12 protein-coding genes are annotated in these 13,720 nt (G+C 70.7%); 3 read left to right on the top strand and 9 right to left on the bottom strand.

The window, feature by feature from the left end:
* The coding region (locus FV226_RS24085; protein WP_147764421.1) for an integrase core domain-containing protein at positions 1-245 on the top strand (245 nt) is incomplete at its 5' end.
* Here FV226_RS24085 and FV226_RS24080 read toward each other — a convergent pair.
* From FV226_RS24080 to FV226_RS24065, 4 genes are all read right to left on the bottom strand, one after another.
* On the bottom strand, positions 242-1,393 hold the full coding sequence (locus FV226_RS24080) for an acyl-CoA dehydrogenase (protein WP_147764902.1): 1,152 nt from the start codon (positions 1,391-1,393) through the stop codon (positions 242-244). The genes FV226_RS24085 and FV226_RS24080 overlap by 4 nt on opposite strands.
* 182 nt (positions 1,394-1,575) lie before the next feature.
* On the bottom strand, positions 1,576-2,772 hold the full coding sequence (locus FV226_RS24075; protein ID WP_147764901.1) for an acyl-CoA dehydrogenase family protein: 1,197 nt from the start codon (positions 2,770-2,772) through the stop codon (positions 1,576-1,578).
* 3 nt (positions 2,773-2,775) lie between these two features.
* A complete protein-coding gene (locus FV226_RS24070) occupies positions 2,776-3,960 on the bottom strand; it encodes an acetyl-CoA C-acyltransferase (RefSeq protein WP_147764900.1) in 1,185 nt (394 codons plus the stop codon).
* Positions 3,957-5,675: an AMP-binding protein gene (locus tag FV226_RS24065; protein ID WP_246686102.1), complete on the bottom strand. Its 1,719-nt coding sequence runs from the start codon at positions 5,673-5,675 to the stop codon at positions 3,957-3,959. Before FV226_RS24065 ends, FV226_RS24070 begins: the two co-directional genes overlap by 4 nt.
* A gap of 172 nt (positions 5,676-5,847) precedes the next feature.
* Here FV226_RS24065 and FV226_RS24060 point away from each other — a divergent pair, with 172 nt between their 5' ends.
* Both FV226_RS24060 and FV226_RS24055 read left to right on the top strand, forming a co-directional pair.
* The gene (locus FV226_RS24060) at positions 5,848-7,041 is read left to right on the top strand and encodes a CaiB/BaiF CoA-transferase family protein (protein ID WP_147764898.1); all 1,194 of its coding nucleotides are present in this window, start codon (positions 5,848-5,850) and stop codon (positions 7,039-7,041) included.
* A gap of 84 nt (positions 7,042-7,125) precedes the next feature.
* Positions 7,126-9,222, top strand: coding sequence for a 3-hydroxyacyl-CoA dehydrogenase NAD-binding domain-containing protein (locus FV226_RS24055; RefSeq protein WP_147764897.1), 2,097 nt, complete (start codon positions 7,126-7,128; stop codon positions 9,220-9,222).
* A 188-nt stretch (positions 9,223-9,410) separates the two neighbouring features.
* On the opposite strand, the gene FV226_RS24045 is transcribed toward FV226_RS24055, so the two are convergent.
* The 5 genes from FV226_RS24045 to FV226_RS28375 all read right to left on the bottom strand — a co-directional run.
* The gene (locus tag FV226_RS24045) at positions 9,411-10,193 is read right to left on the bottom strand and encodes an SDR family oxidoreductase (protein ID WP_147764895.1); all 783 of its coding nucleotides are present in this window, start codon (positions 10,191-10,193) and stop codon (positions 9,411-9,413) included.
* Positions 10,194-10,197: 4 nt separating this feature from the next.
* Positions 10,198-10,965: an SDR family NAD(P)-dependent oxidoreductase gene (locus FV226_RS24040; protein ID WP_147764894.1), complete on the bottom strand. Its 768-nt coding sequence runs from the start codon at positions 10,963-10,965 to the stop codon at positions 10,198-10,200.
* Between the two features lie 5 nt (positions 10,966-10,970).
* Positions 10,971-12,032 carry a phosphotransferase family protein gene (locus FV226_RS24035; RefSeq protein WP_246685601.1) on the bottom strand — a complete coding sequence of 354 codons (1,062 nt, stop codon included), beginning with the start codon at positions 12,030-12,032 and terminating at the stop codon, positions 10,971-10,973.
* Entirely contained in the window at positions 12,029-13,276 is a 1,248-nt protein-coding gene (locus tag FV226_RS24030) for an acyl-CoA dehydrogenase family protein (RefSeq protein WP_147764893.1), read from the bottom strand. Before FV226_RS24030 ends, FV226_RS24035 begins: the two co-directional genes overlap by 4 nt.
* 320 nt (positions 13,277-13,596) lie before the next feature.
* Positions 13,597-13,720, bottom strand: a 124-nt coding sequence (locus FV226_RS28375) for an ATP-binding protein (protein ID WP_246691584.1), incomplete at its 5' end; no start/stop codon positions are given.

Genomic DNA, 13,720 nt, shown 5'->3' with positions numbered 1-13,720 from the left:
CCAACGGTCAGGTCGAGCGAATGAACCGCACGATCAAGGACGCGACGGTCAAGCGTTACCACTATGACAGCCACGACAAGCTCCGCGCCCATCTGGCCGACTTCGTCAGCGCCTACAATTTTGGCCGCCGCCTGAAGACCCTGCGGGGTCTCACGCCCTACGAGGCCATCTGCAAAGCATGGTCCGCCGAGCCCAGTCGCTTCAGGTCAAACCCGCTCCACCAAATGCCGGGACCAAACATCTAGGCCGCGATCAGGCCGCCGTCGTCGGCGACGCGGCGCAGGTGGTAGGGCGTGTCGCCGAGCTGGTACTCGATCATCGCCAAGCGCTTGAAGTGGTGCGCGCCGATGTACTCCATGGTCATGCCGATGCCACCGTGGAGCTGCACAGCCTCCTGGCCGAGGAAACGGCAGGCCTTGTTGACCTGAACCTTCACCGCGGAGAGCGCGGCTGCGCGCTCGGCGGCGTCGGCGGAATCCACCATCATCGCCCCGTAGATCGCCATCGAGCGCGCCTGTTCCAGGGCGATCAGCATGTCGACCGCCCGGTGCTGCAGCGCCTGGAAGCTGCCGACTGTCACGCCGAACTGCTTGCGCTGCTTGAGGTAGTCGACGGTGAGCGCGTGCAGCGCCGACATCGAGCCGAGCGCCTCTGCCGCCAGCGCCGCGATGCCGTGCTCGGCCACGCGCACGAGGAGCGGCAGGCCGTCCTCCGAATCGCCGAGGACGGCGTCCGCGCCGACCGCGACGTTGGCGAAGGCGACCTCCGCGGCCCGCCCGCCATCCTGGGTCGGATACGCTTCGATGGTCACGCCCGGCGCGTCCGCCGGCACCACGAACAGGCCGATGCCGTGCCGGTCGCGGCGCTCGCCCGAGAGGCGGGCGCTGACCACGATCAGGCCGGCGGAATCGGCGTTCAGCACCACGCTCTTCTGGCCGTCGAGCACGTAGTGCGAGCCCTCGCGGCGGGCTTTCGTCGCGACATCGTGAAGGTCGTAGCGGGACTGCCGCTCCGTGTGGGCAAGCGTGAGACGCGTGGTGCCCTCGATCAGGCCGGGCAGCCAGCGCGCCTTCTGGTCCGAATCGGCGCCGAGGCGAATCGCCGTCGCGCCGAGGACGCCGCTGGCGAAGACCGGCTCGACGGCGAGGTTCCGGCCGATGGCCTCCATCACGATCATCGTCTCGACCGCGCCGCCGCCGAACCCACCATCCTCTTCCGAGAACGGCAGGCCGCAGACGCCGAGCTCTGCGAGCTTGCCCCAGTTCGCCTCGGAGAACCCCATCGGCTCGCGGGTCCGGGCCTGGCGCGCCTCCAGCGAGGGATAGCCGTCGGCGCAGAAGCGCTCGACGCTGTCGCGCAACAGGTTCTGCTCTTCGCTGAAGTCGAAATCCATGAAACGAACCGCTTTCTACGAGACGCTCGACGCGACCGATGCGGCCGCGGGTCCCTTCTCCCAGGGGGAGAAGGACAGGATGAGGGGCGTGACCTTTCCGGATAGGTGACGCCCCTCACCCCAACCCTCTCCCACCGGGAGAGGGGGTGGTCCGGAGCCACGCCCGCCGGACGGAGCAGAAATCAAAGCCCCAAGATGCCCTTGGCGATGACGTTGTGCTGGATCTCGTTCGAGCCGCCGTAGATCGAGACCTTGCGGTTGTTGAAGTAGCTCGGCGCGGCCGCATCCACCCAGTCGAAGCCGCCGGGCGGATTGTTGCCGCCGCCGCCGCGGGCGGGCGCCGCGAGCGAGAACGGGCCGGCCAGCTCCACCAGCAGTTCGGTGGCGGCCTGTTGGAGCTGCGAGCCGCGGATCTTGAGGAGCGAGGAGGCCGGGTCGGGTTGCACCGAGTCGGCGCGGCCCTGCTTGGCCGCGACCCGCATCTGGGTGATCTCCAACGCCTTCAGCTCGATCTCGACCTCGGCGACGCGTCCGCGGAAGTCGCCGTCGTCCCACATCGAGCCGGCGCCGGACGGCATCTCCCGCGCCAAGCGCTTGATGCGCTGGATCCGCTCCTTGGTCAGGCCGATCCGGGCGATGCCGGTGCGCTCGTTGGCGAGCAGGAACTTGGCGTAGTCCCAGCCCTTGTTCTCCTCGCCGACCAGGTTCTCGACCGGCACGCGCACGGAATCGAAGAACACCTCGTTGACCTCGTGGCGCCCCTCCAGGGTGATGATTGGGCGCACGGTGATGCCGGGCGTCGTCATGTCCATCACCAGGAAGGAGATGCCGCGCTGCTTCTTCGCCTCCATGTCGGTGCGCACGAGGCAGAAGATCCAGTCGGCGTGCTGGCCGAGCGTCGTCCAGGTCTTCTGGCCGTCGACGACGTAGTGGTCGCCGTCGCGCACGGCCTTCGTCTTGAGCGAGGCGAGGTCGGAGCCGGCGCCGGGCTCGGAGAAGCCCTGGCACCACCAGTCGTCGAGGTTCGCGGCGCGCGCCAGAAAGCACTCCTTCTGCGCCTGGTTGCCGAAGGTCGCGAGCACCGGGCCGAACATGTAGCAGTTGAACTGCTGCGGCAGCGGCACCGCCGCCTGCAGCAGCTCCTCGGTGTAGATGTAGCGCTGGATCGGCGTCCAATCCTGGCCGCCCCATTCCTTCGGCCAATGCGGCACGGCCCAGCCGCGGGCGTTGAGGATGCGCTGGGCCGTGACGACGTCGTCCTTGCCGAGGCCCCGGCCTTCCGAGACCTTGCGGCGGATCTCGGCCGGGATCTTCTCGCGGCAGAAGCTGCGGACCTCGTCGCGAAACGCGATCTCCTCGGCGGTGAAGCGCAGGTCCATGGCTCAGTTCCCGATCTCGAACAGGCCGGCGCAGCCCATGCCGCCGGCCACGCACATGGTGACGACGGCGTAGCGCGCCCCGCGGCGGCGGCCCTCGAGCAGGGCATGGCCGACGAGGCGGGCGCCGCTCATGCCGAAGGGGTGCCCGACGCTGATGGCGCCGCCGTTGACGTTGACCCGCTCCGGGTCGATCCCGAGCGTGTCGCGGCAGTACAGCGACTGGCTCGCGAAGGCCTCGTTCAGCTCCCACAGGTCGATGTCGGCGACCTTGAGCCCGTGCCGCTCCAGCAGGCGCGGCACCGCGAAGACCGGGCCGATGCCCATCTCGTCCGGGCCGCAGCCGGCCGACGCGAAGCCGCGGAAGGTGCCCAGTGGGGCAAGCCCGCGCCTCACGGCCTCCGCCCCCGACATCACCACGCAGGCCGAGGCCCCGTCCGAGAGCTGGCTGGCGTTGCCGGCGGTGATGAACGCGGTCTCGCCGCGCACGGGCTTGAGCCTGGCCAGACCTTCGAGCGTCGTGTCGGGGCGGTTGCCCTCGTCCTTGGCGAGCCGCGTCTCGACGGTGCGGGTCTCGCCGGTGGCCTTGTCGGTCACCGACATCATCGCGGAGATCGGCACGATCTCGGCATCGAACAGGCCGCGCTCCTGCGCCGCCGCGGTGCGACGCTGGCTTTCCAGCGCGAACGCGTCCTGGGCCTCGCGCGAAATGCCGTAACGCTCGGCGACGATGTCGGCGGTCTCGATCATCGGCATGTAGATCGCCGGCAGGTGGGCGAAGAGCCAGTCGTTGCGGGTCAGCTCCTTCTGCACCTTCGGCTGCACCAGGCTGATCGATTCGAGGCCGCCGGCCACCGCCACCGGCACGCCGTCGAGGATCACGCGCCGTGCGGCGCTGGCGATCGCCTCGAGGCCCGAGGCGCAGAACCGCGACACCGTCACGCCGGCCGACCCGACCGGAATGCCGGCGACGAGGCTCGCGTGCCGCGCGACGTTGCCGCCGGTCGCGTTCTCAGGATAGCCGCAGCCGAGCACGACCTCCTCGACCTCGGCCGGCTCGACGCCGGCGCGCTCAACCGCGGCGCGGATCGCGTGCGCCCCGAGGTCGGCGCCGTCTGTCAGGTTCAGCGCGCCGCGGAACGCCTTGCCGATCGGCGTGCGGGCGGTGGAGACGATGACGGCGTCGATCATGCGGGTCGGGCTCCGGTGTTGTCGCGCGCCGTCATGGCCTGTTCTTCGGCGACGAGCACGCTGGCGAGCAGCTTGCCCGCCGGGCTACGGGGGAGGGCGTCCCGGAATTCGAGCGCCCGCGGGATCTCGTGGCGGCCGATGCGGCTGGCGAGGAAGGCGTTGAGCTCGTCGAGGGTGAAGCGCTCGGCGCCGGGCTTCAGGGTGACGAAGGCCTTGGCCGCCTGGCCGCGATAGTTGCAAGGGATGCCGATGACGATGGTCTCGGCGACCGCCGGATGCTCGTAGATCGCGCTCTCGATCTGCACCGGGTAGACGTTGTAGCCGCCCGAAATGATCATGTTCTTGCGCCGGTCGACGAGGTCGAACAGGCCGTTCTCGTCCACTCGCCCGATGTCGCCGGTGAGGAACCAGCCGTCGCGGAACGCTTCGGCCGTGGCGTCCGGCTGCTCGAAGTAGCCGGCGAAGACGTTGGGCCCGCGGATCGCGATCTCGCCGGTCTCCCCGGTCGGCACCTCCACCGAAGGGTCGTCGAGGGAGACGACCCGCATGGCGATGCCCTTCAACGGGATGCCGATCACGCCGGGCCGGCGCTCGGCCGCGCGCGGCAGGCGGGTGCCGGCAGGCGAGGTCTCGGTCATGCCCCAGCCGACCCCGAGGTTGACGCCCATCAGCCGGCTCAGGCGGCCCATCACGTCGAAGGGCAGGGGCGCGCCGCCGCTCATGCACGAGCGGAGCGACGAGAAGTCCACCGCCTCGATGCCGGGGCGATTCAGCAGCGCGAACCACATCGTCGGCACCCCCGGCAGCGCCGTGGCGCGGCGGACTTCGATGTCGGCGACGATCTCCTCCGGGTCGAAGCGCTGGCGCAGCAGGATCTGCGTGCCGCCGCGGATGCCGCGCAGGAGCACCGTCGTCAGCGCGTAGATGTGGAACAGCGGCAGAACGCAGACGGCGCGGGCCGAGGCCTCGCCCTCGTCGCCGTCGTCTGTCCAGAGCCGGTACATCGAGACGGCGGCCGTCAGGTTGCCGTGGGTCAGCATCGCCGCCTTCGGCAGGCCGGTGGTGCCGCCGGTGAATTGCAGCAGCATCACGTCGGAGGGCTTGCGCTGCGGCCAGGCGGCCGGGCGCGGCGCGCTGCGCAACGCGGCCAGCGGTACGACGCCGGAGCGGTCCGGGATCGGCAGGGGCTCCAGCACGGTGGAGGCGCCCCATTCCGCGTCGTCGCCGACGAGGACGGTGTCCACGGCGCCCTCGTCGAGCAGCGTCAGCGCCACCGGCAGGAAGCCGGGCAGGTTGGTGGTCACGAGGACGCGGGCGCGGGTGGTGCCGAGCTTGTGCGCAAGTTCCCGCGGCGCATCGAGGCCGGACAGGTGCGCCACCCGCAGCCCGGCGCGGGCTGCGGCGAAGAACGCCACAGGGTGGAACGGGGTGTTCGGCAGGTGCAGGCCGATCGTGGCGTCGGGCGCCAACCCGAGCCGGATCAGGCCGGCGGCGATCGCCTCGACGTGGTCGGCGAATTCGGGAAAGCCGATCGCGCGTCCGCGAAAATCGAAAGCCGGCCCCTTCGCCCCGGCGACGCCGGCCGCGAGCAGGTCCGGAATCGTTCCGACCTCGATCGCGCCGTCCCAGTCGCAGGCTTCGGGGAAGTGCCGCGCCCGAGCCTCCGCCCGAGCCTCCGCTGGCGATTCGGCCTCTCGGATCGCCGGATGCGACACGCCAACCTCCCAGACGCGACCTCGGGCGGGCCGCTGTTCCATGATTGCGAAATTCGATTTATGCCGATGGCGGTCGCTGTCAACCGAACATACCGGTTTTTCGAAACCGGAAGGCCGGGCGCGACGCCGGGCGGCGCTGCAGACGCGCCGAATTCAGGATCTGGAGGAACCGATGGAGCCGACGACGGAACAGGACCTGCCGCTGTCGGGCATCCGCGTCCTCGACCTGTCGCGCGTGCTGGCCGGCCCGTGGTGTGGACAGGTGCTCGCCGACCTCGGCGCCGACGTGATCAAGGTCGAGCATCCCGAGCGCGGCGACGACACCCGCGACTGGGGCGTCGCCACCAGCCCGGGCAACACCACCTATTTCGACAGCGTGAACCGCAACAAGCGCTCGCTCGGCCTCGACCTCGCGACCGAAGAGGGCGCGGACCTGGCGCGCAGGATCGCCGCCGGCTGCGACGTGCTGATCCAGAACTTCAAGCGCGGCGGCGCCGACAAGCTCGGCCTCGGCTACGCGCGCCTCTCGGCCGAGAACCCGGGCTTGGTCTACTGCTCGGTGGCCGGCTACGTCGGCGACGGGCCGGAGGCGGACCGGCCGGGCTACGACCTCGTGGTGCAGGGCGAGTCCGGGCTGATGGCGTTGAACGGCCGGCCCGAGGAGCCGCCGCTGAAGTTCGGCGTGGCGGCGGTGGACCTGTTCACCGGCCAGTACGCGGCGCAGGCGGTGCTCGCCGCGCTGCTGCAACGCCACCGCACCGGGCGCGGCCGCCACGTCGAGATGGCGCTCTACGATTCCGGCCTCAGCCTCACCTCCTATGTCGGCCTCGCGGCCCTCGCCCTCGGCCGCGATCCCGAGCGGGTCGGCAACGCCCACCCGGCGATCGTGCCCTACGGCGTGTTCGAGGCGGCGGACGGTCCCCTCGTGATCACGGTCGGCAACAACGGCCAGTATCGCCGCTTCTGCACGGTGATCGGCCGCGAAGACCTCGCCGCCGACCCGGACTTCGCGACCAACCTCGGCCGCTCGCGCCATCGCGCACGGCTCGCCCCCGAGATCGACCGCGAGCTCACCCGCATCCCGCGGGCGGCGCTGATCGAGGCGCTTCGCGCCGCGGGCATCCCCTGCGGCGAGGTCGCGGGCCTGCAAGAGGCTTTCCGCTCCGAGCGCACGGCGCAGGCCGGCATGCTGCACGCGGGCCGCTCGCCCGTCCTCGCGCCGCCCTATCGCCTCGACGGCGACCGGCCGCCGGTGCGCCGGCCGCCGCCGAGCCTCGGCGAGCACACCGACGCGCTGCTCACGGAACTCGGCCTCGATTCGGAGCATATCGCGGACCTGCGGGCACGCGGCGTCGTCGCTGGCTGAGCCTCGCCGACAGGGCCGGACCCCGATCTCGAAAACGGCCGACGCCCGGAGCGAACCGGGCGCGGCGACGATGAGGAAGCCAGCATGACCGACACCCCGACCACCCTCCGCCGCGACGGCCGCATCGCCGTGATCACTCTGGCCTCGCCGCCGGTGAACGCGCTTGGCTCGGCCGTCCGCGAGAGCCTGCGCGACCGGATCGCGGAAGCGGGCGCGGACGAGGCGGTCGGCGCGATCGTGCTCACCGGTTCGGGCAAGCTGTTCTCGGGCGGCGCCGACATCACGGAGTTCGGCAAGCCGCCTCGCGGCATGGGCCTGGGTGAGCTGCTCGACATCATCGAGACCTCGTTCAAGCCGGTGGTCGCCGCGATCCACGGGCAGGCGCTCGGCGGCGGCCTCGAGCTTGCGCTCGCCTGCCACCACCGGGTCGCGACGCCCTCGGCCAAGCTCGGCCTGCCGGAGGTCAAGCTCGGCCTCGTGCCGGGCGCCGGCGGCACGCAGCGCCTGCCGCGGGTGGTCGGCCCGCAGAAGGCTCTGGAAATCATCACCTCGGGCCAGCCCGTCGGCGCCAAGGCCGCGCAGGCGATGGGGCTCGTCGATGCGTTGACCGGCGCGGACACGCTGGTGGCCGACGCGGTCGCCTTCGCCGAGCGCGTCCTGGCCGAGGGGCAGGCCTCGCCGCGCATCCGCGACCGCGACGACCGGATCGCCGAGGGTCGCGACAACCCCGGCCTTTTCGAGGCCTTCCGCAAGGCGAATGCGAAGAAGTTCCGCGGCTTCGAGGCGCCGGAGGGTTGCATCCGCTGCGTCGAGGCGGCCTGCAATAGACCGTTCGCGGAAGGCATGGCCTTCGAGCGCGAGACCTTCGAGCGGCTGATGCACGGCGCCCAGTCGATCGCCCAGCGCCACGTCTTCTTCGCCGAGCGCGAGGCCGCCAAGATCCCGGGCCTGGGCAAGGACACGCCGACCCGCGCGGTCGCCCGCGTCGGCATCATCGGCGCCGGCACGATGGGTGGCGGCATCAGCATGAACTTCCTCAACGCCGGCATCCCGGTGACGATCGTCGAGGCCAAGCCCGAGGCGCTGGAGCGCGGGCTGAAGACGATCCGCAGGAACTACGACGGCTCGGCCAAGAAGGGCCGCATCACCGCCGCCGACGTCGAGACCCGGATGGGGCTGCTCACCGACAGCCTCGACTTCGCCGACCTCGCCGCGTGCGACCTGATCATCGAGGCGGCGTTCGAGGACATGGACCTCAAGCGCACGATCTTCGAGAAGCTCGACGCCATCGCTAAGCCGGGCGCGATCCTCGCCTCCAACACCTCCTACCTCGACATCGACGTGATCGCCGGCATGACGAAGCGCCCGCAGGACGTGATCGGCATGCACTTCTTCTCGCCGGCCAACATCATGCGGCTCCTCGAAGTGGTTCGCGGCGCGAAGACCGCACCAGACGTGATCGCCACCGCGATGGCCCTGGGGCGGCGGATCGGCAAGGTCGCGGTGCTGGTCGGCGTCTGCCACGGCTTCGTCGGCAACCGCATGCTGGAGCAGCGCCAACGCGAGGCCAACAAGCTGATCCTCGAAGGCGCCCTGCCGCAGGACGTGGACCGCGTGGTCGAGGGCGTCGGTCTGCCGATGGGGCCGTTCGCGATGAGCGACCTCGCCGGCCTCGACATCGGCTGGTCGGCCGAGACCTCGAAGGGCGAGAGCGTGCGCGACATCCTGTGCGAGCAGGACCGCCGCGGACAGAAGACCGGGCGCGGCTTCTACGATTACGACGAGAACCGGCAGTCCACGCCCTCGTCCGAAGTCGATGCGGTGATCCGTCAGGTGTCCGAGCGCAAGGGCATCGCCCGCCGCACCGTGACGGACCAGGAGATCCTGGAGCGCTGCCTCTATCCGATGGTCAACGAGGGCGCCAAGATCCTCGAAGAGGGCAAGGCGCTGCGGGCCTCCGACATCGATACGGTGTGGATCAACGGCTACGGCTGGCCGGTCTACACCGGCGGCCCGATGCACTGGGCCGACGCCATCGGCCTCGACACGATCCTGGCTCGGATGAAGGCTTTCGAAGCCGAGCACGGGCCGGAATTCACACCCTCGGCCCTGTTGGAAAAGCTCGTCGCGGAAGGCGGGAGCTTCGCCGGGTACGACAAGGCGGCGCGGAACGCAGGCTGAAAGCGCCACCCTCCAACCTTCGCGCGGCTGCGACTTCTCGGGTTGCCGAAGGTGCCGCTGGTCCCCTCTCCCGTTCGGGAGAGGGACAGGGTGAGGGGCGTGCCCTGTCCGGATCGACCTGACCCCACACCCCAACCCTCTCCCGAACGGGAGAGGGGGCCGCACAGGGCTTCGAGCGATCGTCTCTCTTACCCGATCGCCCCGCTGGCGATCGTCACGCCGCCATCCACCACGATCGCCTGACCGGTCGTGAACCGCCCCGCGGCGGAGGCGAGGAAGATCGCGGCGCCCGCGATCTCGTCCGGCTCGCCGATGCGGCGCAACGGGGCGCCCGAGGTCGCGGCTTCCAGAACCTTCGGGTCCTCCCAGAGGGCGCGGGCGAAGTCGGTGCGTACCAAGCCGGGGCAGATGCAATTCACGCGGACGTTGTGCGGGCCGTACTCGACCGCGTAGTTGCGGGCGAGCTGCATGTCGGCGGCCTTCGAGACGTTGTAGGCGCCGATCACCGGCGAGCCCTTGAGGCCGCCGATCGAGGAGACGATGACGATCGCGCCGTCCCGCCGGGCGATCATCGACGGCGCCACGAGCTGGATCAGCCAGTGGTTCGAGACGACGTTGTTCGACAGGATCTTCTGGAATTGCTCGTCCTTGATCTCGGCGAGCGGGCCGTAATACGGGTTGCTGGCGGCATTGCAGACCAGCACGTCCACTTCCCCGAATTTTTCGCGGGTTTCGAAGATCAGGCGGACGAGGTCGTCCTTCACCGAGATGCTGGCCGGCACCGCCATCGCGCGGCCCGCGCCGTGCGCCGCCTCGATCTCGGCCACGACCGCGTCGCAGGCCTCGCGCTTGCGCGACGACACCACCACCCGCGCCCCCTGCTCGGCCATGCGCAGGGCGATGGCGCGGCCGATTCCCCGGGACGAGCCGGTGATGACGGCGACCTTGCCGGTGAGATCGAACAGCGACATCGGATCATCCTCTCGCGCGTCTGAGCTTGGCCATGCCGCCGATCCAGCGGTCGTGGTCGTCGGCCTTGCGGCGCACGTACGCGGCGACTTGGCCGTGCGGCAGGATCAGGAATCGGCCCTCCGCGAGCCCCGTGAACGCCGCCTCGGCTACGGCGTCAGGGCTGAGCAGGCCGTCGCGCAGAGCCGGCTCGCGCGGGGAGGCGCCGCGCACCATCGCCGTGTCGACGCCCTGCGGACACAGCGCGGCGACGCGGATGCCGTGATCGCGATGGGTGATCGCCAGGTGCTCGCAGAAGCCGAGCGCAGCGTGCTTGGTGGTGGAATAGGTGGCGCTGCCGATCTGGCTGAGGAGCCCCGCCGCGGAAACCGTGGCGAGGAAGCTCCCGGAGCGCCGGGCGATCCAATCCGGCAGCAGCGCCCGCGCCGCGTGGACGTGGCCCATGACGTTGACGGCCCAGGCGCTGGCCCAGTCGGCTTCCGCTGCGGAGGCCGCGTTCTCGGGATCGGGATCGCGGAGCAGGATGCCGGCATTCGAGGCGTAGACATCCACCCGGCCGTGGTTGCGGATCGTGTGCGCGACGAGGTCGGCGACGCTCTCGGCCTCGCCCACGTCGCAGGTCGCGGGCGTGCCGCCGACCTCGGCCGCGGTCTCGGCAGCGCCGGCCGCATCGATGTCGGCGGCGACGACCGTCGCGCCGTCCGCCGCGAACCGCGCGCAGAGGGCGCGGCCGATGCCGCCCGCAGCGCCGGTAACGACGACGATCCGAGCCATCGCGGTCAGGCCCCGGCCTTCACGGCGAAGGACCAGGCCGCGTCGGCGAGCTTGGGGACGCGGGCCGCCATGTCGGCGGCGTGGTCGCTCGCGGCGGTGCCGGCCTTCATCCGCCCGGCGATGCCCTGCAGGATGCCGACCAGGCGGAACAGGTTGTAGGCGAAGTACCAGTTCAGGTCGGGCAGGCCGTCGCGCCCGGTCTCGCGGCAGTAGAGCGCCACCGCCTCCGCCTGCGCCGGGATGCCGAGGCTCCCGAGGTCGAGGCCGCCGAGCGCGCTGCGCCCGTCCGCCGGCAGCACCCAGTGCATCAGCAGGTAGCTGAAGTCGGCGAGCGGATCGCCCAGCGTCGAGAGTTCCCAATCGAGCACCGCGGCCACGCGGCCGCCCGAAAAGATCATGTTGTCGAGGCGGTAGTCGCCGTGGACGATTGAGACGCGGTCCTGCTCCGGCACGGTCCGCGGCAGCCACGCGATCAGCCGCTCGGCCGCCTCGAGCCGGTCGCCCTCGGCGGCGCGGTACTGCCTGGTCCAGCGATCGACCTGGCGGGCGAAGTAGTTGCCCGGCCGCCCGTAATCGCCGAGCCCGATCGCGGTGTGGTCGGTCTGGTGCAGGCGCGCCAGTGTCGCGATCATCCCCTCGTAGACGCCGCGCCGTTCCGCCGGCCCGAGGTCGGGCAGGGCCGCGTTCCAGTGCACCGCGCCCTCGACCGCCTCCATCACGTAGAAGGCCGCGCCGATGACGCCGGCATCCTCGCACAGCGCGTCGGCGCGGGGCACCGGGAAGCCGGTGCCGTGCAGCGCCCGGATCAGGCGGTATTCGCGCTCGACCGCGTGCGCCGAGGGCAACAGCGGGCCGAACGGCTTGCGTCGCAGCACGTAGGCCCCGCCCGGCGTCTCCAGCCGATAGGTCGGGTTCGATTGGCCGCCCTTGAACTGGCGCAGCGCGAGCGGGCCGCGAAAGCCCGCCACGTGCCCGGCCATCCAGGCCGACAGCGCGGCCTCGTCGATCCGGTGGCGCGGGTCGACCGGCTTGGTGCCGGCGAAGGCGGCGTCCCCGGTCTCGCTCACGCGGCGGGGCCCGCGTTGCTGTGCCGGGCGAATTCCAGGCGCGCGATCGAGCGGTTGTGCACCTCGTCCGGTCCGTCGGCCAGCCGCAGGGTGCGGACGTGGGCGTAGGTCCGCGCCAGGTCGAAGTCGTCGGAGACGCCGGCGCCGCCATGGGCCTGGATCGCGTCGTCGAGCACCTTCAGCGCGATGCGCGGGGCGGCGACCTTGATCATCGCGATCTCGAGCTTGGCCGCCTTGGCGCCGACCTTGTCCATCATGTCGGCGGCCTTCAGGCAGAGCAGCCGCGTCATCTCGATGTCGATGCGGGCTTCCGCCACCCGCTGCTCCCAGACCGACTGGTCGGCCAGCCGCTTACCGAAGGCGGTGCGCGAGAGCAGGCGGCGCACCATCGCCTCCAGGGCGGCCTCGGCCGCGCCGATGGTGCGCATGCAGTGGTGGATGCGCCCCGGCCCGAGGCGGCCCTGGGCGATCTCGAAGCCGCGGCCCTCGCCGAGGATCAGGTTCTCGGCCGGCACGCGCACGTCGCGCAGGATCACCTCGGCGTGGCCGTGTGGGGCCTCGTCGTAGCCGAACACCGAGAGCATCCGCTTGATCTCGACGCCGGGCGCGTCGAGGGGCACGAAGATCTGGGATTGCTGTTGGTGGCGCGGCGCGTCGGGGTCGGTCTTGCCCATGACGATCGCGACCTTGCAGCGCCGGTCGCCGACGCCGGTGGACCACCACTTGCGGCCGTTGACGACGTAGTGGTCGCCGTCGCGGCGGATCGAGGTCGCGATGTTGGTCGCGTCCGAGGAGGCGACCTCCGGCTCGGTCATCAGGAAGGCGGAGCGGATCTCTCCGGCCATCAGGGGCTTGAGCCAGCGCTCCTTGTGCATCGCGCTGCCGTAGCGGTGCAGCACCTCCATGTTGCCGGTGTCGGGCGCCGAGCAGTTGAACACCTCCGAGGCCCACGCGATCCGGCCCATCTCCTCGGCGCAGCGCGCGTAGTCGAGGTTGGTCAGCCCGGCACCCCGGAATTCCTCGGTGTCGTGCTCGGGCGAGGGCGGCAGGAACAGGTTCCATAGGCCGGCCGCGCGCGCCTTCGCCTTCAGGCCCTCGATCGCCTCGGAGGGCGCCCAGCGGTCGGGCACGGTCTGCGCCGTCTCGGCCTTCACGGCGTCGAGCGCCGGGTAGACCTCGGCGGCCATGAAGTCGCGCACGCGCTTGAGCCAGCGCTCCTGCGTCGAGGACGGGGAAAAATCCAATGCTTCCACTCCCTGAGCCCGCCGACGTCATCGCGCGGCTGGGCGAAGGGACCGTACTCCCGCTTCGAATCGGGCGACAAGCCCCGACCGGGCCAGGCCTGAAAGATCGCGCCGGCCGTCTGCGACGGCGGCCCGGACCGGACGTGCGGTCCGTCGCAGGACGCAACCGCAAGGCGATCTCGGCGGACCGAAGACACGGCGTCAATCTTAATATTGGATGTTAGAAGCCCGGTGTTGATTTCCGCTGAGAGTTGACCCGGCGTTTTCGTTGAGAAGTGACCCAGGTTCAGGGGTTGATGTTTATCATTGGGTGGGTCTGGTCAACTCACGGTGCGGCTCCTTTTCGGCTTTCCGGCTGCGGCACTTGCCCTGAAGCGGAAGCTGTCGTTTCCGGTCTCTAGGATGTGGCAGTGGTGGGTGAGGCGATCGAGCAGCGCGGTAGTC

Source organism: Methylobacterium sp. WL12 (genome assembly GCF_008039475.1).
Lineage (GTDB): Bacteria > Pseudomonadota > Alphaproteobacteria > Rhizobiales > Beijerinckiaceae > Methylobacterium > Methylobacterium cerastii.
The sequence above is the reverse complement of the archived record's forward strand: the minus strand, read 5'-3'. Positions and strand labels throughout refer to the sequence as shown.